The sequence below is a fragment of the Bradyrhizobium sp. USDA 372 genome (genome assembly GCF_053629095.1).
This window is the reverse complement of record NZ_JBRJHR010000001.1, coordinates 6419794-6445216: the sequence shown is the minus strand read 5'-3', so window position 1 is coordinate 6445216 and position 25423 is coordinate 6419794. Positions and strand designations below refer to the sequence as shown.

Genomic DNA, 25423 nt, shown 5'->3' with positions numbered 1-25423 from the left:
GTTAACGCTGTTTCGAGGACCGGAATAGCCGTTCCGCTCGGGTGTTATGATCGCTATAGGCGCGCGCCGAACGCCAGGGACGTCAAGACTGCAATGAATGCGTTTCGCCAGAGTGTGGAAGCCATGATCCCGGCGTTGCGCCGCTATGCCCGCGCGCTCACGCGCGATGCGGATGCGGCCGACGATCTGGTCCAGGATACGTTGGTACGCGCGCTGCGTTCGGAGCGGCTGTTTCTCGGAGGCGATGTCAGGAGCTGGCTCTATACGATCCTGACCAACCTCAACAAGAATCGGCGGCGTTCCCTGGCAAGGCGGCCGCAATTCATGCCGCTGACGGACAACAACCCGGATGCCAGCGGGACCGAGGCCGAGGGACGCGACATCGAGAAGGCGCTGGCTACTCTCGTCGAGGAGCAGCGTTCGGTGCTGCTCCTGGTGATGCTGGAAGGCATGAGCTACCGCGAGGTTGCCGACATCCAGGGCGTGCCGATCGGCACCGTGATGTCGCGCCTGGCACGCGCTAGGGCCCACGTCAAAGCCTCGCTCGAGGGTGAACGGACGGCGCTCAGGCGGGTGAAATGATGAGCTGCGCGAAACTGACTTGCAGAAGATATTTTGGGCCGCAGAGACCGATATGAACGACCGCAACATCCCAGTGACCGAGGACGAACTGCACGCCTATGTCGACGGCGAGCTGCCGGCTGAGCGACGCGCCGACGTCGAGGCCTTTCTTGCCGCCCACCCCGACGACGCCGAGCGGGTGCAGTCCTGGCGGACCATGGCCGAGATGCTGCACGCCCGTTACGATTCGGTGGTCCATGAGCCGGTGCCCGCGCGGCTCGAGCTCGAGCGGCTGGAGCGTCGCCCGCGGCAATGGCTCTATGGCGCCGCCGCGGCCGTGCTGGTTGCCTTCGTCGCCGGCGGCACCGTCGGCTGGGTGGCGCATGGCGCCGCCAACGCACCCTCGACCTTCCAGAGCTTTACGGCGGACGCGCTCGGTGCGCACCGCCTCTATGTCGTGGAGGTCCGCCATCCCGTGGAGGTCGGCGGCAACGAGCGCGATCACTTGCAGGCCTGGCTGACCCGGCGCTGCGGCTGGACCGTGTTCGCGCCGAACCTGGAGGCGAGCGGGCTGAAGCTGGTCGGCGGCCGACTGCTGCCGGGCCCGAACGGTCCGGCGTCGTTCCTGATGTACGAGGGCGCCTCGGGCGAGCGGTACACGATCTACTCTGCCAAGACCGAGAATGGTGCAACGCAAATGCGCTACGCCAAGACGGACAAGGACGGCGCGTTGTTCTGGTCCGAGCGCGGCGTCGGCTACGTCGTCAGCGGCAGCAGTGATCGCGAGCGACTGACTAGGGTGGCGCAGGCCGTCTACGACCAAGCAGAGAAAAACGGCACCTAGACAACTGCACAGGCGCGGTGCCTAGATTCCGTCATCGAAAATTTGGAATCAGGACATCGACGCGTCTCATTATCGCACCGGGTGTTCACGCGATTATGAGTGGCGTTCGATCCGCCGATCGACGCGGGCGGCCTCGATTGGGGTTTTTGGTACCGCGCTGGTCCCCCTCTCGAGGCCGCACCTTTTCATCGGCTGCCCCGCCGGACAGCCGACACGTCGAAACCATGAAGCGCGACCCACGCCTCAGGCATATGATGAGCATCATCTCCGGATGACGCCGTGGTCCTTTAGGAGAACCCCTTCAGTTCGATCGCGCCCTAAAGCGCGATGACTCGCGCTTTTGCTCTTTGTTTGCGCATGATCTTTGCGGAAAACCGCGACGCACTTTGCGCTAACGCGGCCCTCCGGGTCCGGATCATGCTTAGCCAATCCCGCTACGTGGATTGTAGGGGTGTTGGTCCCGCCACTTCTCCATCAATGCTTCAAGCTCGGCGTCGTTCCCGTCCGGTAGCATAATCCTGATGGTGACGAAGAGATCCCCAGTCCCGCCAGATTTCGGCAGGCCCTTGCCCTTGAGGCGGAAGGTCCGGCCGCTGGAGGTGTTTTTGGGGACCGAGAGCTCCACGGCATTGCCGAGGGTGGGCACGCGGACCTTGCCGCCGAGCACCGCCTCGTAAAGCGTGACAGGCAGGTCGATCCTGAGGTCGGCGCCCTCGACCTTGAAGAACGGGTGCGGCGCGATGTTAATGGTGATCAGGAGATCGCCGGGCGGATGGCCCTGCGCGCTTTCGCCCTGCCCGCGGAGCCGGATCTGCTGGCCCTCGGTGACTCCGGCCGGAATCTTGACGTTGAGCTCCTTGCCCGTCGGCAGCCGGACCCGCTTCTCGCCGCCCTTGACCGCCTCTTCCAGCGAGACGCTCATGGCGACGTTGACGTCGAGATCGAGCCCGACACCGCCGGTGTCGAACTCGAACTGGGCACCGCCGCCGGCTCCGGGCCGCGCGCCGCGCATTCCGCCGCCGAACATGCTGTTGAGGATGTCCTCGAACGCGCCGCCGCCCGGGCCGCCCGCACCGCCGCTTCGGAACGTATAGCTTTCGAACCCGCCAGGGCCGGCGCGGCCGCGAGGGCCGCCGCCCGGAAAACCCTGGAAGCGCGGCTTGCCATCGGCGTCGATCTCGCCGCGGTCAAACTGCTTGCGCTTGTCCTCGTCGCCGAGGATCTCGTTGGCCGAGTTGATCTCGGCGAAGCGTTCGGCCGCCTTCGGATCACCCTTGTTGCTGTCCGGATGATGCTTCTTGGCCAGCTTGCGATAGGCGCTCTTGATCGCGGCAGCGCTGGCGCTCCGCGGCACCCCCAAGACCTCATAGGGGTCGCGCATTCGTCACGTCTCCTTCAAGAAATCGAATTGTTCAAAGGGCTCCCCGCCCCACCTGCCGGTCATGTGGGAAGAGAGTGGCATTTTTGCAACTAGGAACGCGAGCTGAAGCTCAATGTTTGGAGCATGGCCTTATCGGAAAACCGGTTCCCGCTTTTTCCGGATCGTGCTCAGCTCCGCCACGGCTTTAGCGTATGAATCTCCCAACGGCCACGGCTGCTTTGGCAGCCGGCGCCCTGGAGCCAGCTTTCGGTGTTGCCGTTGACGTAGCTCGCCAGGAAGTCGCGGCATTTGCGCCCGTCCTCGGCGGCGTAGGACTGGGCGATGGGCGTTACCGAGCCGCGCGCCCCGGTCTCCGGATTCTCCCAATGCTGGCTGGAATCCTTGTCGCCCTTGCTGAGCACGTCGGAGGCGGCGTTGCGGGTGAAGGCGAGATCGGTCTCGGTCGGGGGAGCGTCCTTTGCCGGCCGCGCGATCGAGCCGGTGAGGTCGCTGTCGTCGCCCTTGGCATAGGCGGTGCTGTCGTTGCGGGAAAAGCTGCAGCCGCCGGCGCCGAGCCCGATCAGAATCATCGTCATGACGAAGCCGGACGGCCGGATCGCCGATAGGCCAACGCGTCCCCATGCCCTATATAGGGCGGTAGCGGACAACAACGCGTTTTGGGCCGCGGGACGCAACTCGGACTCCGGACATGACCGACACGACCTCGATGAAACACCAGACACCCTTAACATCCGGTGATTTCACCGCCGCCGACGAGCCATTTGCGTTGTTCGAGGCCTGGCTGAACGAGGCGATCAAGAGCGAGCCGAACGATCCGAACGCCATGGCGCTCGCAACCGTCGATTCCGACGGCTTGCCTGACGTGCGCATGGTGCTGATGAAGGGCTTCGATACCGAGGGTTTCGTGTTCTACAGCCACATCGCGAGCCAAAAGGGCCGCGAGCTCGCCGCAAATCCTAAGGCAGCGTTACTTTTTCACTGGAAGTCGCTGCGCCGTCAGGTCCGCATCCGCGGCAACGTGACGCCGGTGACCGACGCGGAGGCCGACGCCTATTTCGCGACGCGACCGAAGCAGGCCCAGATCGGCGCCTGGGCGAGCAAGCAATCGCAAGAGCTGGAGAGCCGCTTCGCGTTCGAGCAGGCCATCGCCAAGGTCGCGGCCAAATACGTCATCGGCGAAGTGCCGCGGCCGCCGGGCTGGAGCGGCTGGCGCATCACTCCGCTCCGGATCGAGTTCTGGCACGACCGCCCGTTCCGCCTGCACGACCGCATCGAATTTCGCCGTGACGCCGCCGGCCAACCGTGGTCCAAGACGCGGATGTACCCGTAAGCTTTGGGCCGACCTGAAAGATGTCCATGCCGCATTCGTCCAATGCGCCGCGCCGTACGCTGCTCCTGACCGGAGCCAGCCGCGGCATCGGCCACGCCACCGTGATCCGTTTCTCCTCGGCGGGCTGGCGCGTCATCACCTGCTCGCGGCATCCTTTCCCGGAGGACTGCCCCTGGGACGCGGGGCCGGAGGACCACATCCAGGTCGACCTCGGCAATCCCGAGGACACCGCGCGCGCGATCTCCGAGATCCGCAGCCGGCTCGAAGGCGGCACGCTGCATGCGCTGGTCAACAATGCCGCGATCTCGCCGAAGGGCCCCGGCGGCTCCCGCCTGGGCTCGGTCGACACCGACCTCGACACCTGGACGCACGTCTTCCATGTCAACTTCTTCGCGCCGATCATGATGGCGCGCGGGCTGATCGAGGAATTGAAGGCGGCCAAGGGCTCGGTCGTGAACGTCACCTCGATCGCGGGTTCGCGCGTGCACCCCTTCGCCGGCGCCGCCTATGCCACCTCGAAGGCGGCGCTCGCCGCGCTGACGCGCGAGATGGCCTCCGACTTCGGCCGCATCGGCGTGCGCGTCAACGCGATCGCCCCAGGCGAGATCGACACCTCGATCCTGTCGCCGGGCACCGAGAAGATCGTCGAGCAGCAGATCCCGATGCACCGCCTCGGCACGCCCGACGAAGTGGCCAAGATCATCTACGTGCTGTGCACGGACACCTCTTCTTACGTCAACGGCGCCGAGATCCACATCAACGGCGGCCAGCACGTGTAGGCAATCCGCCATCCTTTGTTATTGCGAGCGCAGCGAAGCAATCCAGACTGCCTCCGCGGAGACAGTCTGGATTGCTTCGTCGCGGAGCCTGTCATCCGGCCCGCCGGAGGCGGGACCGGGTGGCTCCTCGCAATGACGAAATTCAGCGCTTAGGGAAGCAAGGCGATCCAGACAACGCCGCCGCAAGACCTGGATCGCCCTTACCTTCCGTTCCTCAATCGAGTCGAATCCGACGTGACCTCTCGCGCGGACGCGGAGCGGCCGTGCTGAATGCAGTCGAGCAGTCGTCGTCGTTCTCACCATCGAGCAGCGGAGCACCACAGTGCCGGCACAGGCGTGCCGACATCGACGGCGCCTTGCCGCTCGTCACCGCCTGACGATAGTGCGCCAGCTCGATGACGTTGCGGGGCGTCGTTATGTGTTTTTCAACCATGGCTGTTCCTCGCGGCTACGCCATGCTTATCGCAGACAAGTTTCGCGCAAACGTTCAGCCCACCGCTCAAATTTTACCGGAGGAATTGCGGCATGACACACACATCACCGCGTCGCCGCAATGCCGATCTATTCTGCGACACGATCCACCGTGTCTATGCGAGCAGCGTAAGGTCTCGGTAGGTATCTTTGCTGGAGCGTGATTCCTACAGCCACTTCTTGAACTTGAAGATCCAGTACGGAACGATGGCAGCGATCAGCATCATCACCAGCGCCATCGGGTAGCCGTGCACCCATTCGAGTTCCGGCATCACCTTGAAGTTCATGCCGTAGACCGATGCGATCAGCGTCGGCGGCATCAGGACAACAGCCATGACCGAAAACAGCTTGATGATGTTGTTCTGCTCGAGATTGACGACGCCGAGCATGGCATCGAGCACGAAAGTGATCTTGCTGGAGAGATAGGAGGCGTGGTCGGTCAGCGAGGCCACGTCGCGCTGCATGGTCTTGAGCTGCTCGCGCATGTCCTTCGACCATTTCACGCCCTCGACCACCGCCGACAGGAACGTCACGACGCGGCCGATCGACACCAGGCTCTCGCGAACCTTCGAGGTCAAATCGCCCTTGCGGCCGATCGAGATCAGGATCTGGGAATATTGCTTGGCATGGCCGTGGCGCTCGCTCTCCGGCTCGAAGATGTCGTGGGAGACCTGGTCGATCTCGGCACCGCAGCGCTCCAGAATATCGGCGCAGCGGTCGATCACGGCGTCCAGGAGCTCCATCAGCACCATCTCGCCGGTGATCGACGGCGTACAGGAGCGGGCGAGCTTGGCTTCGACCAGGGCGAAGGGCTTGGGCAGGTCGTAGCGCACCGTCACCAGGCGATGGTCGCCGAGGATGAAGGTCACCGCCGTGGTCCGGGGCATGTCGGTATCGGAGTGGCACATCAGCGTCGCGGTCATGTAGCGCGCGCCGTTCTCCATATAGAGCCGGCTGGAGATCTCGATCTCCTGCATGTCTTCCCGGGTCGGAATGGCGATGCCCGCCAGCCGCTCCACGGCCTTGTCCTCGGCGGCCGTGGGGTTGACGAGGTCGATCCAGACCGCGTTGTCCGGCAACGCCGTGAGATCTTCGATAACCGCCTTCTTGAGGGAGGCCTCGGAGGGAACGAACGCCCAAAACATCAAAAGCTCCAGAGATCCTGCGACAGAACGACAGCCCTTAGCGCGATTCTGGCAGGTTCACGATGACAACAACATTAACGGAGCGTTTGCATTTGCGGCACCGCCGGGGCTCAACTGTGGCGCGGAAGGAACAGTTTGGCGCGTCTGGCCAAAAAACTTTCGCAGCAACCCCAAATTTGCGGCAGAAAAGCCACAGCTGGGGTCTTGCAGCGCGGGAAAACGGCTTCAGCGCTGGAATTGTGGCAGATTTCAACGATAATGGGATTAACGGAGTCGAGGAACTTGGGCGCTAAGCTCAGGCCCCTTCCGCACGGTATTGTTTTGATTGGAACCAAACCATGTCGTCGCTGAAAGTTATGTTTGGGATTTTGGCCGCTGGCCTGATGCTGTCGGGCTGCATGCAGGCCACTCATTATGAGGCGGCCGACACCAAAGCCTTCAAGCCGAAGGACAAGGAACTCCTCGCCAAGGTCCGGTACGAAAACACCCCGGTCGCCGAGCCGTTCCGCCGCGCCATCGTCCAGTACCACCGCAAGGAAACGCCCGGCTCGATCGTGGTCGATTCCGACAACCATTACCTCTATTACGTGCTGGATGGCGGCAAGGCGATCCGCTACGGCATCACCGTCGGTGAAGAGGCGATGGCCTGGTCGGGCATCGCCAAGGTGGGCAGCAAGACCGAGTGGCCGGCCTGGCACCCCACCCCCAGCGAAATTTCGCGCCTGGGTGTGCCGACCTATGTCGCGCCGGGTCCGGACAATCCGATGGGCTCCCGTGCGCTGTACCTGTATTCCGGAGGCAAGGACACGCTGTTCCGCATCCACGGCACCAACCAGCCGGAATATATCGGCGCCTCGATCTCGTCCGGCTGTATCCGCCTGACCAACGAGGACGCGATCGATCTCTATGAGCGCGTCAAGGTCGGCACCCTCGTCGTGGTGCTCGAGCCGAAGCACGGCGATTCGCCCTACAATTCGCGCCTCGCGCTCCAGGGCGGCGGTTCCAGTTCATCCTACTGAGCAGGCCTTGCCTGAGGCTTTTCAAAAGCGCCGGTTTCACCGGCGCTTTTTTGTTGCCGATTGGTGCGACCGGCCTTTGTTGCCACCCGCCGCCGGCTTGTCTGCCGGCGCAGGAGGTGTCTCCGCCCCTCCGTCGTGGGCGCCCTCCTTTGCCTCGGGTTTGGCCGCGACCTCGCGCGGCGGTGCTTCCTCCGGACGTTCCGCCGGCAGCAGCGGAGCGACCTGAGGCAGCGGATCCCAGACGTTCCACTGGCAGATCCGGTAGTCGTTGCGCCGCTGGGCGAGATCGAGATGGATGTGGTCCTCGTGGTACCAGTCCGAGCCCGGACCGAGCACGGTGGAAAAGCGCGCGCAGACCGAATGCAGCACGCGCTCGCGCACATCGCGCGCCGTGGCGCGGTCGGTGAGGCCGATCGACTGCCCATTGGCGAGCTTGATGGCGCGGATGTCGATGGCATTGGCTTTGCCGTGCTCGGACAGCATCGCCCCAGCGACGCGGTTGCGGCCGCGGCACTCGAAGGAATCGAAATTATCGAGGTCGCTGATGGGCGAGCCGAGGCTGGCGGCCAGGGGCACGATGTCCTTCCGCAGCCAATCCGCGAGCGCGGACGCCATGGTGCAGCGGAGGATCGCCGCCGGCTTGACCGTCACCTTGCGCTTGTCCGGCAGCACGATGGCCTCCAGCCGCACCAGATCCTCGCCGCCGCAGGCGCCGGGGCCGCGGATATCCGGAATGGACGGCGCGATCGCGATCTCCTCGGTCAGCGCCAGCCGGCAGGCCGAGGCCTGCTTCTCGGGCGGCGGCGCGGCCTCGGCGGGCTTGTCCGCGCCTGGCTTGTCGGGGGACGGCTTGCCGTCTGCCTGCGGCGCCCCCTCATCCGGCGCTTTGGGGGCGTCCTCGGGACGCGGCTTCGGCAGCGGAATCCTGGCGGGGCGAACGGTTACGCGGGGCTTTGGTGCTCCAAGGTTGAAGATATCGAGCGGCGCAGGATATTTCCGCGCCTCTGCCCTTTCGGCGAGCAGCAATAGCCCCGCCGCAGCGGTAACCATTGCCGCGCCAGCGGACATATAGCCGCGACAAGACCATTTGCGGCGAAAGTCCGGCAGGCTAAAACTCATGTCAATTCTTTGGCCCAACGCTGAGAGCGACAATGCGCCCAGCGACTTCTCGGAGGAACGTCGGAATGCTTGGTTTGATGCAAGATTGGCCCCTGCTCTGCCACCGAATCATCGAACACGCCGCCAGGATTCATGGCAAGCAGGAGGTGGTCACACGCTCGGTCGAGGGTCCGATCCATCGCACCACCTACGCCGAGATCCACCAGCGCGCGCTCAAGGTCTCGCAGATGCTGGAGCGCGACGACATCAAGCTCGGCGACCGTGTCGCAACGATCGCCTGGAACACCTGGCGCCATCTCGAGGTCTGGTACGGCATCATGGGGATCGGCGCCATCTGCCATACCGTCAATCCCCGCCTTTTCCCCGAACAGATCGCCTGGATCATCAATCATGCGCAGGATCGCATCGTGATGACCGATCTCACCTTCGTTCCGATCCTGGAGAAGATCGCGGACAAGCTGCCAAGCGTGGAGCGCTACATCGTGCTCACCGACAAGGCGCACATGCCGGAGACCACGCTGAAGAACGCGGTGGCCTACGAGGACTGGATTGCGCAGGCCGACGGCAAATTCAAATGGAAGGACTTTGACGAGAACACGGCGGCGGCGATGTGCTACACCTCCGGCACGACCGGCGATCCCAAGGGTGTGCTGTATTCGCATCGCTCCAACGTGTTGCACGCGCTGATGGCCAACAACGTCGACGCGCTCGGCACCAGTGCGTCCGAGACAATGCTGCCGGTCGTTCCGCTGTTCCATGCCAACAGCTGGGGCATCGCCTTCTCCGCCCCCTCGCAAGGCACCAAGCTGGTGATGCCGGGCGCCAAGCTCGACGGCGCCTCGGTCTATGAGCTGCTCTCGACCGAGAAGGTGACGCACACCGCCGGCGTGCCGACGGTGTGGCTGATGCTGCTCCAGCACATGACCGCCAACAATCTCAAGCTGCCGGATCTGAAGATGGTGATCTGCGGCGGCTCGGCGATGCCGCGTTCGATGATCAAGGCCTTCCTCGACATGGGCTCGAACGTCCGCCATGCCTGGGGCATGACCGAGATGAGCCCGATCGGCAGCGTCGCGGCGCTGAAGCCGCCGTTCCAGAATGCCACCGGCGATGCCAGGCTCGACGTGCTGCAGATGCAGGGCTATGCGCCCTTCGCCGTGCAGATGAAGATCACCGACGATGCCGGCAAGGAGCTGCCCTGGGACGGCAAGACGTTCGGCCGCCTCAAGGTCTCCGGGCCTGCCGTCGCCAAGGCCTATTACCGCGTCGACAGCAACATCCTCGATGAGGACGGCTTCTTCGACACCGGCGACGTCTCGACCATCGACGAGGACGGCTATATGCGGATCACCGACCGCTCCAAGGACGTGATCAAGTCCGGCGGCGAGTGGATCTCCTCGATCGACCTCGAAAACCTCGCGGTCGGCCACCCCGCCGTGGCGGAAGCCGCCGTGATCGGCGTGTTCCACCCGAAGTGGGACGAGCGGCCGCTCCTGATCGTGCAGCTCAAGCAGGGCCAGCAGGCCACGCGCGAGGACATCCTCAAGTTCATGGACGGCAAGATCGCCAAATGGTGGATGCCCGACGACGTCGCTTTCGTCGACGGCATTCCACACACCGCCACCGGCAAGATCCTGAAGACGGCGCTGCGCGACCAGTTCAAGGATTACCGCTTCCCGAACGCTGCGGCGTAATCGTTGGTGCCACCCTCCCCTGGAGGGGGAGGGTCGGCTCGCAGCGCGTCAGCGATGTGAGCCGGGGTGGGGTGACAGTCTCTCCCCAATAGCGGTGCCCGTGCGGAGAGATCACCCCACCCCGCTCGCGCTGCGCGCGATCGACCCTCCCCCTCCAGGGGAGGGTGATCGACCCTTGAATTTGCCCCCGCGCCGTGGTCTCAACGGTCCTATCGTCGCGCCAGATCGGCCGGCATCGCGCCCAACATCCGGCAGAGCTTCACCCGATGGCCCGCAGGTTTTCCGCTCCCTACCAGTCGGAGCCCGTGTCCAGCCTCGCGAGCTGGGCGCGCAATCTGGCCGTGTTCGCGGTGGTGGCGGTGGTGGTGTCGATCATCGTCGTCCGCTTCGATTTCCTGGAGCCGAAGCCGGCGCTTGCGACGTTCATCGGCGGCATCGCGATCGCCGGCCTCTCGATCCTGTTCGGGCTCGCCGGCTTTGCCGCGATCTGGCAGAACGGCTCGCGCGGCATGGCCCGCATCCTGCTCGCCTTCCTGATCGACGGGGCGATCCTGGCCTACCCCGCCTATCTGGCCTTTCAATATCGCAAGCTGCCGTCGATCTACGACATCACCACCGACCCGATCGATCCGCCGCGCTTCGACGCGCTGGCGCGCCTGCGCACCGGCGAGGGCACCAACACCGCGGTCTATGCCGGTCTCTATTCGGCGGAGCAGCAGCGCCATTTCTATCCCGACATCGAGCCCGTCGAGCTCGAGATCTCGGTCGACCGCGCCTATGCGATCGCGCTCCAGCTCGTCCACAAGCGCAAATGGATCGTGATCGACGAGCGCGCACCGCAGCCGCCACGCCGCATCGGCCGCATCGAGGCGGTCGCGCGCACGCCGATCATGGGTTTCCGCGAGGACGTTTCGATCAGGGTCGTGCCGGATGGCGATGATTCCCGCGTCGACATCCGCTCTGCGTCGCGCAATTTCGACAGCGACCTCGGCAGCAACGCCGCGCGCGTCAAGAAATTCATCGACGACCTCAACACCGCCGCCGATGCCGACGCGCTCAAGCCGGTGAAGAAGACCCCGGTCGCACCGCCCAAGGCGCCGGCGAAGACGGTGAAGAAGTGAAATTGGCGAATGGGGAGTAGCGAATAGCGGATGGAGCCGCCCAACCGCTACTCCCCATTCGCTATTCGCCCTCAGGCCATCCGATAGGTCCCGCCGATCACGGGATCGCCATCCGTCGCCACCACGCCGCGCGCGACCAGGTCTTCGAGGTGCGCCAGAACGGAATAGCCCGCCGCCGTCGTCAGGCGCGGATCGATACCGATATAGATCGCGCGGACCATGGTCGGGATGTCGGTCTCGCCCTTGGCGAGGCGGTGCAGGATCGAGGCCTCGCGCGCCTTGCGGTGACGGATTAGGAAGCGCACGAAGCGCTGGCCGTCGGGAATCTCGGGGCCGTGGCCCGAGAAATAGAGATCCTCCTCGCGGGCCGCGAGCCGGTCGAGCGAGTCCATGTAGTCGATCATCGAGCCGTCCGGCGGCGCCACGATCGAGGTCGACCAGCCCATGACGTGGTCACCCACGAAATTGAATTTTCGCTCGGGCCAGGCGAATGCCAGATGATTGGCCGTGTGGCCGGGCGTCGCGACGGCCTCGAGCCGCCAGCCGTCACCTTCCACGACGTCGCCGTGTGCGAGGCTGACGTCCGGGGCAAAATCGCGGTCGGCGCCGGATTCCGGATTGTGCTTCTCGCTCTCGAACCGCGGCCGTGAGGCGCGATGCGGACCTTCGGCATAGACCGGCGCAGCTGTGGCCTGCTTGATGCGCGCGGTGTTCGGCGAGTGATCGCGATGGGTGTGGGTGACGAAGATATGGCTCACCGTCTCGCCGCGCACGGCATCGAGCAGCGCCGCCGCATGCGCCGCATCGTCTGGACCGGGATCGATGATCGCGACATTGCCCTTGCCGACGATGTAGCTGACCGTCCCCGTGAAGGTGAACGGGCTCGGATTGTTGCAGAGCACGCGCCGCACGCCGGGGCGGACCTCCTCGACGATGCCGGGCTTCAGCGGAAAGTTGCGGTTGAACGGGACGTCGTCATTGTCGGACATGGGACTTCCTGTCGCCACACTCTCTGCCATCATACCCCGCGAAGGCGGGGTATCCAGTACGCCGCGGCGCCAGTGACAAAAGCGAAGTCTCTGGGATACTGGATCGCCCGCCCCAGTGCGCAACTGCGCACAAGGCGGGCGATGACAGTGGAGCAACTAGCCGCGGCGGAAAACACAATGACTAGAAAAACGCCTGAATGCCCGTGATCGCGCGGCCCAGGATCAGGGCGTGGACGTCGTGGGTGCCCTCGTAGGTGTTGACCGTCTCGAGGTTATGGACGTGGCGCATCACGTGATATTCGATCGAGATGCCGTTGCCGCCGTGCATGTCGCGGGCGGTGCGGGCGATGTCGAGGGCCTTGCCGCAATTATTGCGCTTCATGATCGAGATCATCTCGGGCGCGAACTTGCCCTCGTCCATCAGGCGGCCGACGCGAAGCGAGCCCTGAAGGCCGAGCGCGATCTCGGTCTCCATGTCCGCGAGCTTCTTCTGCACCAGCTGGGTCGCGGCGAGCGGCTTGCCGAACTGCTTGCGGTCGAGCGTGTACTGACGGGCGCGATGCATGCAGTCCTCGGCGGCGCCCAGCGCACCCCAGGAGATGCCGTAGCGGGCGCGGTTGAGGCAGCCGAACGGGCCCTTGAGCCCGGAGACGTTGGGCAGCAAGGCGTCCTCGGGGACCACGACGCCGTCCATCACGACCTCGCCGGTGATGGAGGCGCGAAGCGAGAGCTTGCCGCCGATCTTCGGCGCGGACAGGCCCTTCATGCCCTTCTCCAGCACGAAGCCGCGGATCTGGTTGTCGTGCGCGGCCGACTTGGCCCAGACCACGAAGACGTCGGCGATCGGCGCGTTCGAGATCCACATCTTGCTGCCGGTGAGGCGATAGCCGTCCGACACCTTCTCGGCGCGGGTCTTCATGCCGGCCGGATCGGAGCCGGCATCGGGCTCGGTCAGGCCGAAGCAGCCGACCCACTCGCCGCTGGCGAGCTTGGGCAGGTACTTCTTGCGCTGGTTCTCGTCGCCATAGGCGTAGATCGGGTACATCACCAGCGAGGACTGCACCGAGTTCATCGAGCGATAGCCGGAATCGACCCGCTCGATCTCGCGCGCGACGAGGCCATAGGCGACGTAGCTCGCATTGGCGCAGCCATATTCCTCGGGCAGCGTGATGCCGATCAGGCCGAGCTCGCCCATCTCGTTGAAGATCTCGCGGTCGGTCTTCTCCTCGAGATAGGCCTTGGAGACGCGCGGCAACAGCTTGTCCTGGGCATAGGCACGGGCGGTGTCGCGCACCATGCGCTCGTCTTCGGTGAGCTGCTCGTCGAGCAGGAACGGATCGTCCCACTGGAAAGAAGCCGCAGCCGGCTTGTCCTTGGCCTGAGGGCGCACGCTCATGAAACGTCCTTTCGCGTCTGGTTCCGTCTAAATATTGCCCGACAAATTAAAGCGCCGGAGCAACAAGTGCAATTGCATCGTAGATTCGGTCATTCCGGGTCGCGCAACGGCGCAAACCGGAAACGATGCGGTCAGATTTCGAGCTGCTCGTTGGCGACGATCTCGATACCGAAGCCCGACAGACCCTTGTAGTCGTGCACCGACGAGGTGAGATGCCGGATCGAGGTGACGCCGAGGTCGCGCAAGATCTGCGCGCCGACACCGACCTCGCGCCACTGGCGGTTGCGGTCGGCCTCCGTCGACGTCTCGTCCGGCAGCGGCGAAACGGGCACGCCGGCCGCGCCGTCGCGCAAGTAGACCAGCACGCCACGGCCGGCCGTCTTGAAATGCTCGAGCACGGCGGCCATGCGCTTGTGGCCGGTGAAGGTGTCCTTGACGATGTTCGGCTTGTGGAAGCGCGTCAGCACGTTCTTGCCGTCGCCGACGCCGTTGTAGACGAAGGCGACGTGGGCGATGGAATCGAACGGCGAGCGGTAGGCGTAGCCCTGCAGGGGGCCGATCGGGCTGTCGGTGACGAAGGTCGAGACCCGCTCGATCAGCTTCTCGCGCGCCTGGCGGTAGGCGATCATGTCCGCGATGGTGACGTGCTTGAGCTTGTGCCTGACCGCAAACTGCGCGACCTGCTCCCCCTTCATCACGCTGCCGTCGTCGTTCATGAGCTCGCTGATGACGCCGACCGGCGGCAGGCCGGAAAGCTTGCAGAGGTCGACGGCGGCCTCGGTGTGGCCGGAGCGCAGCAGCACGCCGCCGTCCTTGGCGATCAGCGGGAAGATGTGGCCGGGCCGGGCGAAGTCGTTGGCGCCGACATTGGGATTGGCGAGCGCGCGGCAGCACGAGGCGCGCTCATCGGCGGAGATGCCGGTGCCGCCGTCGGGCTTATAGTCGATCGAGACCGTGAACGCGGTGGTGTGCGCGGAATCGTTGTGGGCGACCATCGGATCGAGCCGCAGCCGGCGCGCGTCCTCGGTCGTCACCGGCGCGCAGACGATGCCGGAGGTATGGCGGATGATGAAGGCCATCTTCTCGGCGGTGCAGAGCGAGGCGGCGACGATCAGATCGCCCTCGCCCTCGCGGTCCTCGTCGTCGGTAACGACCACGAGCTCACCCCGGGCAAAGGCCTGCAAGACTTCCTGAACGCTATCGGGCATTTCCCAATCTCTATCGGTTATGGCCGGGAGGCTTAGCCGGACTTGGGTCGGGGCGCTAGTCTCCCCAGCGCAACCACATATGCCTGAGGGCGGGCCTGCCGATCGGTTTCAGGCTTGCACCGGGCATACCAGCGATATAGGCGCGGATTGCCCGCAAGGAAGGCGGCAAGGAAGACGACCCGACGCCGTCAGGGCAGCACCTCGCGGCGCTCGCCGAGGCGCTGATCGAGCTCGGCGCGCTTGTCCGCGAGCAGGCCGGCCTGGGCGGCTTCGATCACGGTAAACAGCTCATGTGCATCGCTGAGCCGGGTCACGGTGACGTAGTTGGCACCGGCCTCGTAGAGCGCTTCGACGTCGGCCAACAGGTCGGCCGTGGCGACGATCAGGGCGGTCGGATTGAGCGTGCGGACGTGGCGGACCAGCTTCTCGTTGGTGGCGCCCTTCAGCAGCGAATCCGGCACGCTGAGGACGATCATCTCGGACTTGCCGATGCCGGCGTGGATCAGCGTGTCGACATTGCTGATGTCGCCGTAGATCACGTGCAAACCGCGCGAGAGCAGGGTCTTGTACACATTGGGGTTGAAATCGACCACGGTGATCTGCTCGAGCAGCACCGGCGTCTGCCGTTCGATCTCGGCTAGAAGCGCGCTCGCCGCACGGAAAAAGCCGAGGATGACGATGCGGCGGGCCTCGCCATGGCCGCCCTCATGGTCCTCCTCGGCATGGCCGTTGCCATGGTCGAGATCGCGCAGGCCGATCCGCTTCAACGGGCCGATCGCCCAGCGGGTGATCTCGTCGCTGCGGGTCATCACGAAGGTCGAGAGCACCGCCAGCACCACGAAGGCGAAGGAGGCCGCATTCGCCGTCTCGGCCGCGATATGGTGGTCGGTGACGCCGGTCTGGATCACCACCAGCGAGAATTCGGAGATCTGCGCGAGGTTGAGCGCCGGCAGCAGGCTGGCGCGCAGGCCCTGCTTCATCAGGTAGAGCGGCGTGAACGTCGTGACGAGGCGGCTTGCCACCGTGAACGCCGCGATCATCAAGGCAAGACCGATCACCGAGAGGCCCGGCACGGGAATGGTCATGCCGAGCGCGACGAAGAACAGCGTGATGAAGAAGTCCCGCAGCGTGGTGACCTTGGCGGTGACGTCGAGCGCGTAAGGGAAGGTCGAGAGCGAGACGCCGGCGATCAGCGCGCCCATCTCGCGCGACAGCGACAGCCGCTCGGCGGTCTCGGCGACGAGAAAGCACCAGGCCAGCGCGCCGAGCAGGATCAGCTCGGGCCGCCTGGCGATCTGGTGGAACAGGCGCGGCAGCACGTAACGGCTGACCAGCAGCGCGGCGGCGACCAGCACCGCGACGCGGCCGATCGAGAGCAGGATGACGCTGACCTGCAGATTGGCGAGACTCGGCTGCACCGCCAGGAACAGGATGGCGAAGATGTCCTGAAGCACCAGCACGCCGAGGGTGATGCGGCCCGGCAGCGTGTCGAGCTCGCGCTTCTCGTAGAGCACCTTGACGATGATGACGGTGCTGGAGAGCGCGCAGGCGACGCAGAGATAGACCGCATCGAAATGCCCGCCGCCGAGCGACAGGCCGATGCCGACGAAGAACAGAACCCCGAGCAGGCAGCCGCCGAGCAGCTGGCTGCCCGCCGCGAAGAGAATCACCCGCCCTGCCCGCACGATCTTCTTCAGGTCGATCTCGAGCCCGATCATGAACAGCATGAAGATCAGGCCAAGCTCGGAGATGACGCTGATCGATTCCTGCGAATGGACCCAGCCGGCGCCGAATGGACCTATGCAGAAGCCGGCGATAAGGTAGGCCAGGATCAGCGGTTGCCGGGCGAAATGGGCGAGCAGGCCCAGCATCCAGGCAAACAGGATAGAGAGAGTGATGTCGCGAATGAGCTCGTGCATGCCAAATTGGTCCGTTTTGCCGCACCCTAGAGACGGGTTGCGGTGCGGCAAGCGAGCAATTCGTCACATGCGGAATGGGCTCATCGCAGCCATGCTGCTCAGTCCCCTCGCCTTTGCCGTGCCCGCCGCCGCGCAATCCAAGGTCAATATCGAACAAAACTTTGCCGAATCGCTCACCCCACTGCCGAAGGAAGACCTCGCCGTTTCCGGCGGTTTCTACGTGCCCGCCTATTCCAGCGTCGCGATGAGCCAGGGCAAGCTGCGTGTCGACTTCTCGGTGACGCTGAGCGTTCACAACGCCTCCGAGACCCAGCCGCTGGTCATCAAACGCATCGCCTATTTCGACACCGCAGGCAAGCAGGTCGAGAGCTATCTGAAGACGCCGGTGGCGTTGAGGCCGCTCGCCACCGTCTCGATCTTCATTCCGACCGACGACGTGCGCGGCGGGACCGGTGCCAATTTCCTGGTTGACTGGGCCGCCACGGGCGAGATCGCCGAGCCGGTGGTCGAAGCCTTGATGGTTGGCGGCATCGCCAACGCGCATTACGCTTTCATCAGCCAAGGCCGTCCGACCAGGACGGCCACAAAGAAGTGAGGCCGTCCGACCAGGACGGCCGGCAAGAAGTAAGGCGGCCGGCGCAAAGCCGACGCTCAACAAGAACAAAACGAGGAACGCTCCCATGACGTCCAGCTTCGATTTCGCGCCCCTGTTTCCAGCAGGGCTGCCGGCCCCTTCTGCGCGCTGGACGGGCCTTGCCAAATACAGCTTCGTCGGCGGTAACAACGATTCCGAACAGGTGCCGCTCGACGAGCTGATCGAAGCGGCCACCACGGTGCTGCGGCACGAGGGCCGCTCGCTCGCCACCTACGGGCTGGCGCATGGGCCGCAGGGCTACCTCCCCTTGCGCGAATTCCTGGTGGCGAAACTCAGGCGCGATGCCGGAATCAGCTGCACGGTCGACGATCTCCTGATCGTCTCCGGCTCGCTCCAGGCGCTCGACCTCGTCAACGCCACCCTGCTGACGCGCGGCGACACCGTGATTTTCGAGCAGGAGAGCTATCAGGGCTCGCTGACCCGACTGGCGCGGCTCGGCGTCAACGTCGTCGGCATTCCCCTCGATAAGGACGGCATGCGCATGGACCTGCTGGCCTCCACGCTGGCCGACCTGAAGCGCCGCGGCATCCGGCCGAAATACATCTACACCATTCCGACGGTGCAGAACCCGACCGGCAGCATCATGCCCGAGAGCCGCCGCACCGAGCTGGTGCGGCTCGCGACCGAATATGGCGTGCCCATCTTCGAGGACGATTGCTATGCCGACCTCGTCTGGTCGGGGCAGCGGCCGCCGGCCATCTACGCGATGAGCCCGAACGGCGGCGTGATCCATATCGGCTCGTTCTCGAAATCGATCGCGCCGGCGCTGCGCGTCGGCTTCGTCGTGGCGCCCTGGGAGGTGATGTCGCGGATGCTGGCGCTGAAGACGGATGCGGGCTCCGGTGCGCTGGAGCAGATGGTGCTCGCCAGCTATTGCAAGCCGCATTTTTCAAGCCACGTGCCGGCCCTGACCAAGGCACTGCGCAGCAAGCTCGACACGCTGATGGAAGCCCTGAACGAGCAGTTCGGGACCGCCGCCGAATTCGAGGCGCCCAAGGGCGGCATCTTCCTGTGGGTCAAGCTCCCCGACCAGGTCGATACGCTGAAGCTGTATCAGGCCGCGCTCGCCGCCGGCGTCTCGATCAATCCGGGGCCGGAATGGTCGACCAACAAGGGCCATTCCGCATCGCGGCTGCGGCTGTGCTTTGCCAGCCCCTCGCACCAGCAGATCCGCGACGGCGTCGCCGTGCTGGCCGAAGTGTGCCGCAAGGAGTTCGGCGTGCCGGCGCGTAGCGCCAATGTGGAGAAGCGGGCCTGAGGCCTGGTCGAGCGTCTCCTCATGCCGCCTGTGGCTGACTGCCGTGGATCGCGGAAGCGAGCCGCAGCAACAGGACGATGGAGACGTTGCCCTTGCCGGCCTCGATCTGGGCGATATAGCGCTCGGAAATCCCGGAGCGGCGGGCAAGCTCCCGGCGCGACAGGTCGCAGCGGGTGCGCGAGGACCTCAGGCGGTCACCCAGCTCGGCCAGAAACGCGGTCTCCGAATAGGGCGGCACGGCGCAGCTCCCCGGCAGCACTTCGCCCGCAAAATCCATGACTTGATTCAGCATTGCTCTATCCACGTTCGCCTTCGGGAAATGCCATCTTACCTTCGAAACGCCCTGCCTCATTGACGCGGATCAAATTCGCGCGCGATCGACGACTGCCGTGGACGACCGCGCGCGGAATGCTAGACTTTGGAATTCGTCGAGGCGGGGTTTCTCAGGACATGATGCGTTGTTCGGGTCGCTGGATCGCGGCTGCGGTGCTGTGGGTCGCGTTCACCTCCACGGCCGGTGCCGAGACGCTGGCCGTGACCGTGGAGCAATGGGGCCTGCTCGGCTCCTGGGCGGTCGATTGCTCTGCCCGGCCAGACCGCGACAAGGGTGCACTCCTGAGTTACGAGATCCGAAAAGACGGCCGGGTGATGTACCGGCGCAATTTCGGCGAGGCCATCGACGAGAACGAGATCGTGTCCGCCACGGTCAATGCCGAGGGCCTGCTCAATGTGATGGTCTACTTCCCCTTGCTGCGTCAGGCGCGCGAGTTCGGGTTGCTGTTGCAGAAGGACGGCCGCCTGCGCGCGATCTATAATCGCAGCGAGCGCGGCGAGTACACGATCAGGGACGGCAAGTACGTCGCAACAGGTGCACCGACGCCCGCGCAGCAGCGCTGCGACTAGCACGCCTTCGTCTGAACATCCGTTCAGAATTCTCTCGCCGTTTCTCCGGAACGTTCGCGCAAATCTGCGGTTTAGATGTGCATTCGTTTGGAGGAGGACAGCATGAAGAAGCTTGGTTATGTGGTTGCGGCTCTCGGCGCGATCGTGATTGCGGCGCCGACGCTGGCCAGCGCAGAGACGGTGGTGATCAAGCGCGGTCATCATCATCACGGCCCGTACGGCGCTCGCGCCGAATACCGCATGCACCATGACCGTGGCTGGCATCATGGCTGGCGCCATCGCGGCGACAAGGTCGTCGTGATCAAGCGCAGCCATCGCCACCATCATTGGGACTAATGCGCAACGCGACAAGGAATGGCCCCTCACGGGGCCATTTTCTTGCGTTCTTTTTTCCTTCTCCCCTTGTGGGAGAAGGTGGCGCGAAGCGCCGGATGAGGGGTTGCGTCAGCGAGTCCGAAAGTGAAAGACTCATGCGCGGAGAGAGACCCCTCACCCGTCTCGCCGCTTCGCGGCGAGCCACCCTCTCCCACAAGGGGAGAGGGTGAAGATCGATTAATCCCACGCCGGCGCGAAGCCTGGATTGACGCAGCGTCTGTCCTTCGCCAGCGCGGCGATCTTCTTGCGGTCGGCATCGTCGAGCGTGATCTTCAGCGCGTCGAGATTGGCCTGCTGGCTCTCGCGACGCGAGGCCTTCGGGATCGCGGCGACGCCGTCCTGGTCGAGCAGCCATTTCAACGCGACCTGCGCGGCGGTGGCGTTGTGCCTGGCGCCGATGTCGGCCAGCACCGGGTCGGTCGCGAAACGTCCCTGCGCGAGCGGACAATAGGCAACCAGCGGGATCGACCTCGCCTGGAGATAGGCGAGCACCTTCGATTGATCGAGCATGGCGTGATATTCGACCTGGTTGCAGGCGATGGGCGCCTTGATCTCCTCGACCGCGACCTTGAGCAGCGCGGTGGTGAAATTGGCAACGCCGATGGCGCGCGTGCGCCCCTCCTCCTTGAGCTTCATCAGGGTCTCGAACACCGCGCCCCAGTTCGCGGCCTTCGACGGCCAGTGCACGAGATAGAGATCGACATGGTTGAGCCCGAGCTTCCTGAGGCTGGCGTCGAAAGCGCGGCGGATCGCATCGGGGCTGAGGTTCTCGTGCCAGACTTTCGTGGTGACGTGCAGCTCACCGCGCAGCACGCCGGACGCGGCGATGGCCGCGCCGATCGCCTCCTCGTTGGCGTACATCTCGGCGGTGTCGATGTGGCGATAGCCGATGGAAAGCGCGCTCTCGACCGCGGCACGGCAGGCATCGCCCTGCATGCGGAAGGTGCCGAGGCCGAGCTTGGGCATGCTGATGCCCTGTGTTTTCAGATGGTCCATGAAACAGGCTCCCGAGATATTCAGCCCACCGGATGCGCGCGGCGATGCCGCGTGAGCAGACCTTTGGGGTGAGGGAAAAGAAGTGGTGGGAGCCCTTACCCTAGCGCGGGAGGAGCATGGCGGCCAAATCAAGATCGGGTTAGCAGCCTACGAATGCTGCGCCACCAGCGACGGGTGCATCTGCGGCTGCGGCACGATGTCGACCGACCAGAGGTCGCGATTGTCGACGTCCTTCAGGGTCACGGTCATCACGCCGCTGCGGCCGTCGATGTCGACCCGGCCGAAGAACTGCAAGCCGAAGCAGGGCGCCAGATTGTCGCCCTGCGCCGCGCTGCAGCCATGCTGGTACATCGCGTCCGGGCCGAAGGTGTTGTCGAGCTCGCCCGGGCCCCAGCTGCCGGCATGCAGCGGGCCGGAGACGAACTCCCAGAACGGCTCGAAATCCTGGAACTGCGCCTTGTTCGGATCGTAATAGTGCGCGGCGGTGTAGTGCATGTCGGCCGTGAGCCAGACGATGTTGCGGATCCCGGCGCGCTTGATGGAGGCGAGCAGATCGGCGATCTCGTGCTCGCGCCGGTCGGGCGGCCCATCGCCGAGCGCGACCGCATCCAGGCTGATCAGGCCGATCGGCAAATCGGCCGCGATCACCTTCCAGGTCGCGCGTGAGGCGGCAAGCTCGCGCTTCAGCCAGGCGAGCTGCTCGGCGCCCAGGATCCAGCCGCGGCGATCATCGCCCTTGTTCCAGCTCTCGTCGCGGTAGCTGCGCATGTCGATCATGAAGACGTCCAGCAGCGGGCCATAGGCGATCTTGCGATAGACGCGGCCGTGCCGCGCGCCGACGTTGCGGATCGGCATGAAGTCGAAGAAGGCTCGGCGGGCCCGCGCGACCAGGCGCGGGGTACCGTCGTCCTCGTAACCGGTCTCGTCATAGGTCCCGATCGGCGACCAGTCGTTGGTCACCTCGTGATCGTCCCATTGCGCGAACATCGGCACCTCTGCATGGAAGGCGCGGAAATGTTCGTCGAGGTGGTTGTATTTGTAGTTGCCGCGGAACTGCGCCAGGGTGTGCGCGATCTCGGATTTCTCTTCGGTGACGAGGTTGCGCCAGGTCTCGCCGTTCGGCAGCTTCTGTTCGGAAGGAATCGTGCAGTCCGCGTAGATGTGGTCGCCGCAGTGGATGAAGAAATCCGGACGGTCGTCGAGCATGGTGCGATAGCTGCGATAGCCGCCGCGGGAGACGTCGATGCCCCAGCCCTGCCCCGCGGTGTCGCCGGACCACAGGAACGAGATCGACTGGCGCGCTGCCGGCGCGGTGCGGAAATGGCCGACGCGGCCTTCGCCGACGAGACCGGTGGCGATGTCGTCGAAGCGGACGCGGTAGAAGATGTCCTGCCCGGGCGGCAGATCCGCCAGCAGAAGCTTCGACGTGAGATCGGCGTCAGGCAGCGCATCGCCGGAAGCCGAGGCGATGATGGTCTTGAAGCTCTCGACGGTCGAGCACTCCACCTGCATCCGCGCGGGACGGTCGGCGCGGGCCCAGACTACGGCAGAGCCATCCGAGACATCGCCGGACTGGATGCCACCTGCGATCTGAGGCCGGTCAGCGGCGCGGCTCAGCTGAGGCTTCGCGAGCGAGGCGATGGCGAGACTGGAAGCGGAGCGGACCAGGAACTGCCGCCGGGTCCATGCGCGCGAGGCGCGGAGCGTTGCCATTCAGGAGACCTTCGTCGAATCGCGACGGAAGGTGCCTGCGCTCCTTGACTCCCAGCTTACGGTTTCTTGACTCCGCGCCTACGGTTTTGCGACGCGGGGATGACGCCTGTGATCACCGCTTCCAGTTGCAGATGCCGCCGGAGCGGCATGGCCAGGTCTGGATGCGGGTGTCCATCGCCTGCGCATCGAGCGGATTGCCCCGGCGGTGCGCAAGCTTGGCACGGGCCGCGCCGCGCGGCGGTGTGCTCGCCGCATGCGCGGCCTTCGGCTCGGCCACACGAACGCGTTCGGCGGCAACCTTCTTCGGCACCTCGACGGGCTCAGCGCGCGCCTGTGCCTCGTTGCCGCCACGCGCTTCGAGCGCAACCGGGGCGAAGTGCGTCTCCGGCCCGAGACGTTTCGGCGACAGCAGGGCCTTTGAGAGATCGAGGCCGAGATATTCGTCGGGCTTGTAGTCGTCGGCGCGCGCGACACCGGCCCCTGCGACCACGAGGGCAAAGGCAATTGCGAAGTGAACACTTTTCAGGACCACGGATGCCTCCTGAAATCGATTTATGAAAGGGGCAATTTACCCCTATCTAGGAGGCGCCGCGCGCAATTCCAGCGGTCAAATGCCGCCGTGGTTAAGAAGTTTGACGGGTGTCAGGCGACCTTTCGCGTCGCCCCCGTCCCGTCCAGGAACCCCAGCAGGCGGCTGCGGATGATGGTTTCCGCTTCGTCCATGATGCGATCGATCAGCTCCTTGCAAGACGGGATGTCGTGGATCAGGCCTGCGACCATGCCGCAGCTCCAGGCGCCGGCGTCCATCTGGCCGTCCAGCATGATCTTGGGATAGACGCCCGCGACCTGGTCGTGAATGTCGTCGATGGTGAGCTTGGCGCCCTTCTCGCGCTCGATCTCGAGCAGGCGGTCGACATTGGCGTTCTTCAGGACGCGCTCGGTATTGCGCAACGCCCGCATGATCAGGCGGGTGTCGAGCTCGGTGGCCGCGACCAGCGCGTCCTTGACGTTCTGGTGCACCGGCGCTTCCTTGGTGGCGATGAAGCGCGTGCCCATGTTCATGCCCGCCGCGCCCAGCGAGAGCGCCGCGACCAGGCTGCGACCGTCGGCCATGCCGCCGGAGGCGACGAACGGGATCTTCAACTCCTCCGCCGCACGCGGCAGCAGGATCATGTTGGGGATGTCGTCCTCGCCGGGATGGCCGCCACACTCGAAGCCGTCGACGCTGACGGCATCGCAGCCGATGCGCTCGGCCTTCAGCGAGTGGCGCACCGAGGTGCATTTGTGGATGACCTTGATGCCGGCGGCCTTCAGCGCCGGCATGTAGGCTTCCGGGCTGCGGCCTGCGGTCTCCACCGCCTTGATGCCGCCCTCGACGATGGCCGCGATGTATTCCGGATAAGGCGGCGCCGAGAAGGCTGGCAGGAAAGTGAGATTGACGCCGAACGGCTTGTCCGTCATGTCGCGGCAGCGCGCGATCTCCTTGGCGAGCAGCTCCGGCGTCTTCTGCGTGAGACCGGTGATGATGCCGAGCCCGCCGGCATTGGAGACGGCCGCCGCCAGCTCGGCGAAGCCGACGAAATGCATGCCGCCCTGGATGATCGGGTGCTCGATGCCGAACAGTTCGGTGATCGCGGTCTTCACTGAAGGTCCTCCCGGAATTTGCTTGATGTTGAGATCAGTCTAGCCGGACTTTCCCGCCGCGGTCACCACTTCTCTCCGAAGGGGCGGATCTCCATCTCGAAGGTCCAGGCGCTCTTCGGCTGCTGATAAAGCTGCCAATAGGCGTTCGCGACCGACGACGGCGGCATCAGGAGGTCGGGATCGTCAAGCGCATTCGGGCCGAGCGCCTCGAGCCGGCGCTGGCGCACCCATTCGGTGTCGACGCCGGAATCGATGATGAGATGGGCGACGTGGATGTTCTTCGGCCCGAGCTCGCGCGCCATCGCCTGCGCCACCGCGCGCAGGCCGAACTTGGCGCTGGCAAAGGCGGCAAAGCCGCTGCCGCCGCGCAAGCTTGCGGTCGCACCCGTGAAGAAGATGCTGCCGCCGCCGCGCGGCAGCATCAGCCGCGCCGCCTCGCGGCCCGCGAGGAAGCCGGAATAGCAGGCCATCTCCCAGACCTTGCGAAACACGCGCTCGGTGGTGTCGAGGATCGGGAAATTGACGTTGGCACCGACGTTGAAGATGCAGACTTCGAGCGGTGCATGCTTGTCGGCGTCGTTCAGGAAGGCGATGACCTCATCCTCCTTCCGCGCGTCGAGCGAGCGGGCGTGGATCTCGCCACCGTCGGCTTCGATCTCTTGCACCAACGGCGCGAGCTTATCTCCATTGCGGCGGCCGGCGAAAATCGAGAACCCTTCGGCGGCAAACTTCTTGGCGATCTCGGCGCCGATGAAATCGCCGGCTCCGATGACGGCCGCAGTGGCGTTTCGCTTGGACAAGATCGCCTCCTCCGGTGAGCCGCACTGTGGGCGTGCGGCGTTTCATGTGCCGGAGGCTATAGTTCAAAAATAGAACTGTCAAACTGAGCAGCCGAATGCTAGC

At 64.9% G+C, this 25423-nt stretch carries 26 protein-coding genes; 11 read left to right on the top strand and 15 right to left on the bottom strand.

From position 1 onward, the window contains the following. Window positions 1–93: 93 nt before the first annotated feature. Window positions 94–582 (top strand): RNA polymerase sigma factor, encoded by a 489-nt coding sequence (locus AB7M16_RS30170; RefSeq protein ID WP_025034639.1) that lies wholly within the window; start codon window positions 94–96, stop codon window positions 580–582. Window positions 583–634: 52 nt separating this feature from the next. Further along, window positions 635–1405, top strand: coding sequence for an anti-sigma factor family protein (locus AB7M16_RS30165; RefSeq protein WP_172787353.1), 771 nt, complete (start codon window positions 635–637; stop codon window positions 1403–1405). Window positions 1406–1826: 421 nt separating this feature from the next. Here AB7M16_RS30165 and AB7M16_RS30160 read toward each other — a convergent pair whose 3' ends face one another. Then, window positions 1827–2786 carry a DnaJ C-terminal domain-containing protein gene (locus AB7M16_RS30160; protein WP_453946097.1) on the bottom strand — a complete coding sequence of 320 codons (960 nt, stop codon included), beginning with the start codon at window positions 2784–2786 and terminating at the stop codon, window positions 1827–1829. Window positions 2787–2953: 167 nt separating this feature from the next. After that, the gene (locus AB7M16_RS30155; RefSeq protein WP_172787351.1) at window positions 2954–3361 is read right to left on the bottom strand and encodes an RT0821/Lpp0805 family surface protein; all 408 of its coding nucleotides are present in this window, start codon (window positions 3359–3361) and stop codon (window positions 2954–2956) included. Window positions 3362–3474: 113 nt separating this feature from the next. Between AB7M16_RS30155 and pdxH the strand changes: the two genes are divergently transcribed. Further along, entirely contained in the window at window positions 3475–4116 is a 642-nt protein-coding gene (pdxH, locus tag AB7M16_RS30150; RefSeq protein WP_172787350.1) for a pyridoxamine 5'-phosphate oxidase, read from the top strand. Window positions 4117–4142: 26 nt separating this feature from the next. Then, the gene (locus AB7M16_RS30145) at window positions 4143–4895 is read left to right on the top strand and encodes an SDR family NAD(P)-dependent oxidoreductase (RefSeq protein WP_172787349.1); all 753 of its coding nucleotides are present in this window, start codon (window positions 4143–4145) and stop codon (window positions 4893–4895) included. Window positions 4896–5109: 214 nt separating this feature from the next. Here AB7M16_RS30145 and AB7M16_RS30140 read toward each other — a convergent pair whose 3' ends face one another. Both AB7M16_RS30140 and AB7M16_RS30135 read right to left on the bottom strand, forming a co-directional pair. Further along, the gene (locus AB7M16_RS30140) at window positions 5110–5328 is read right to left on the bottom strand and encodes a hypothetical protein (RefSeq protein ID WP_172787348.1); all 219 of its coding nucleotides are present in this window, start codon (window positions 5326–5328) and stop codon (window positions 5110–5112) included. A gap of 205 nt (window positions 5329–5533) precedes the next feature. Next, complete coding sequence (locus AB7M16_RS30135; RefSeq protein WP_172787347.1) at window positions 5534–6511, bottom strand: magnesium transporter CorA family protein; 978 nt, start codon at window positions 6509–6511, stop codon at window positions 5534–5536. Window positions 6512–6849: 338 nt separating this feature from the next. Between AB7M16_RS30135 and AB7M16_RS30130 the strand changes: the two genes are divergently transcribed. Beyond that, a complete protein-coding gene (locus AB7M16_RS30130) occupies window positions 6850–7530 on the top strand; it encodes a L,D-transpeptidase (protein ID WP_453946094.1) in 681 nt (226 codons plus the stop codon). Between the two features lie 36 nt (window positions 7531–7566). Here AB7M16_RS30130 and AB7M16_RS30125 read toward each other — a convergent pair whose 3' ends face one another. Next, window positions 7567–8649: an extensin family protein gene (locus AB7M16_RS30125; protein WP_453946092.1), complete on the bottom strand. Its 1083-nt coding sequence runs from the start codon at window positions 8647–8649 to the stop codon at window positions 7567–7569. Window positions 8650–8714: 65 nt separating this feature from the next. Here AB7M16_RS30125 and AB7M16_RS30120 point away from each other — a divergent pair, with 65 nt between their 5' ends. After that, on the top strand, window positions 8715–10343 hold the full coding sequence (locus tag AB7M16_RS30120) for a fatty-acid--CoA ligase (RefSeq protein ID WP_172787344.1): 1629 nt from the start codon (window positions 8715–8717) through the stop codon (window positions 10341–10343). A 266-nt stretch (window positions 10344–10609) separates the two neighbouring features. Next, window positions 10610–11464 carry a DUF1499 domain-containing protein gene (locus tag AB7M16_RS30115; RefSeq protein WP_453946090.1) on the top strand — a complete coding sequence of 285 codons (855 nt, stop codon included), beginning with the start codon at window positions 10610–10612 and terminating at the stop codon, window positions 11462–11464. Between the two features lie 71 nt (window positions 11465–11535). Here AB7M16_RS30115 and AB7M16_RS30110 read toward each other — a convergent pair whose 3' ends face one another. The 4 genes from AB7M16_RS30110 to AB7M16_RS30095 all read right to left on the bottom strand — a co-directional run bounded on the left by AB7M16_RS30110 (window position 11536) and on the right by AB7M16_RS30095 (window position 16976). Next, complete coding sequence (locus AB7M16_RS30110; protein ID WP_453946088.1) at window positions 11536–12453, bottom strand: MBL fold metallo-hydrolase; 918 nt, start codon at window positions 12451–12453, stop codon at window positions 11536–11538. A gap of 181 nt (window positions 12454–12634) precedes the next feature. Further along, window positions 12635–13849 carry an acyl-CoA dehydrogenase gene (locus AB7M16_RS30105; protein ID WP_036004014.1) on the bottom strand — a complete coding sequence of 405 codons (1215 nt, stop codon included), beginning with the start codon at window positions 13847–13849 and terminating at the stop codon, window positions 12635–12637. A gap of 131 nt (window positions 13850–13980) precedes the next feature. Beyond that, on the bottom strand, window positions 13981–15057 hold the full coding sequence (gene ribB / locus AB7M16_RS30100) for a 3,4-dihydroxy-2-butanone-4-phosphate synthase (protein ID WP_453946086.1): 1077 nt from the start codon (window positions 15055–15057) through the stop codon (window positions 13981–13983). A gap of 188 nt (window positions 15058–15245) precedes the next feature. After that, on the bottom strand, window positions 15246–16976 hold the full coding sequence (locus AB7M16_RS30095) for a cation:proton antiporter (RefSeq protein WP_453946084.1): 1731 nt from the start codon (window positions 16974–16976) through the stop codon (window positions 15246–15248). A 67-nt stretch (window positions 16977–17043) separates the two neighbouring features. Here AB7M16_RS30095 and AB7M16_RS30090 point away from each other — a divergent pair, with 67 nt between their 5' ends. Next, complete coding sequence (locus AB7M16_RS30090) at window positions 17044–17571, top strand: DUF3124 domain-containing protein (RefSeq protein ID WP_439363942.1); 528 nt, start codon at window positions 17044–17046, stop codon at window positions 17569–17571. 85 nt (window positions 17572–17656) lie between these two features. Beyond that, the gene (locus tag AB7M16_RS30085; protein ID WP_453946081.1) at window positions 17657–18889 is read left to right on the top strand and encodes an aminotransferase-like domain-containing protein; all 1233 of its coding nucleotides are present in this window, start codon (window positions 17657–17659) and stop codon (window positions 18887–18889) included. A 19-nt stretch (window positions 18890–18908) separates the two neighbouring features. Here AB7M16_RS30085 and AB7M16_RS30080 read toward each other — a convergent pair whose 3' ends face one another. Next, window positions 18909–19181 (bottom strand): helix-turn-helix domain-containing protein, encoded by a 273-nt coding sequence (locus AB7M16_RS30080; protein ID WP_172787337.1) that lies wholly within the window; start codon window positions 19179–19181, stop codon window positions 18909–18911. Between the two features lie 158 nt (window positions 19182–19339). Between AB7M16_RS30080 and AB7M16_RS30075 the strand changes: the two genes are divergently transcribed. Together AB7M16_RS30075 and AB7M16_RS30070 are read left to right on the top strand one after the other, a co-directional pair. Further along, entirely contained in the window at window positions 19340–19792 is a 453-nt protein-coding gene (locus AB7M16_RS30075; protein ID WP_453946079.1) for a hypothetical protein, read from the top strand. A gap of 102 nt (window positions 19793–19894) precedes the next feature. Next, window positions 19895–20128 (top strand): hypothetical protein, encoded by a 234-nt coding sequence (locus AB7M16_RS30070; protein ID WP_212254669.1) that lies wholly within the window; start codon window positions 19895–19897, stop codon window positions 20126–20128. A 216-nt stretch (window positions 20129–20344) separates the two neighbouring features. Here the strand turns inward: AB7M16_RS30070 and AB7M16_RS30065 are convergent, their stop codons facing one another. The 5 genes from AB7M16_RS30065 to AB7M16_RS30045 all read right to left on the bottom strand — a co-directional run bounded on the left by AB7M16_RS30065 (window position 20345) and on the right by AB7M16_RS30045 (window position 25320). Continuing rightward, complete coding sequence (locus AB7M16_RS30065) at window positions 20345–21163, bottom strand: aldo/keto reductase (protein WP_453946077.1); 819 nt, start codon at window positions 21161–21163, stop codon at window positions 20345–20347. A gap of 147 nt (window positions 21164–21310) precedes the next feature. Beyond that, window positions 21311–22876 (bottom strand): alkaline phosphatase D family protein, encoded by a 1566-nt coding sequence (locus AB7M16_RS30060; protein ID WP_453946075.1) that lies wholly within the window; start codon window positions 22874–22876, stop codon window positions 21311–21313. Window positions 22877–22988: 112 nt separating this feature from the next. After that, window positions 22989–23408 carry a hypothetical protein gene (locus AB7M16_RS30055; RefSeq protein WP_260382663.1) on the bottom strand — a complete coding sequence of 140 codons (420 nt, stop codon included), beginning with the start codon at window positions 23406–23408 and terminating at the stop codon, window positions 22989–22991. 110 nt (window positions 23409–23518) lie between these two features. After that, a complete protein-coding gene (locus tag AB7M16_RS30050; protein WP_172787331.1) occupies window positions 23519–24520 on the bottom strand; it encodes an NAD(P)H-dependent flavin oxidoreductase in 1002 nt (333 codons plus the stop codon). 62 nt (window positions 24521–24582) lie between these two features. Further along, window positions 24583–25320 carry an SDR family oxidoreductase gene (locus tag AB7M16_RS30045; RefSeq protein WP_453946073.1) on the bottom strand — a complete coding sequence of 246 codons (738 nt, stop codon included), beginning with the start codon at window positions 25318–25320 and terminating at the stop codon, window positions 24583–24585. Window positions 25321–25423 lie beyond the last annotated feature (103 nt).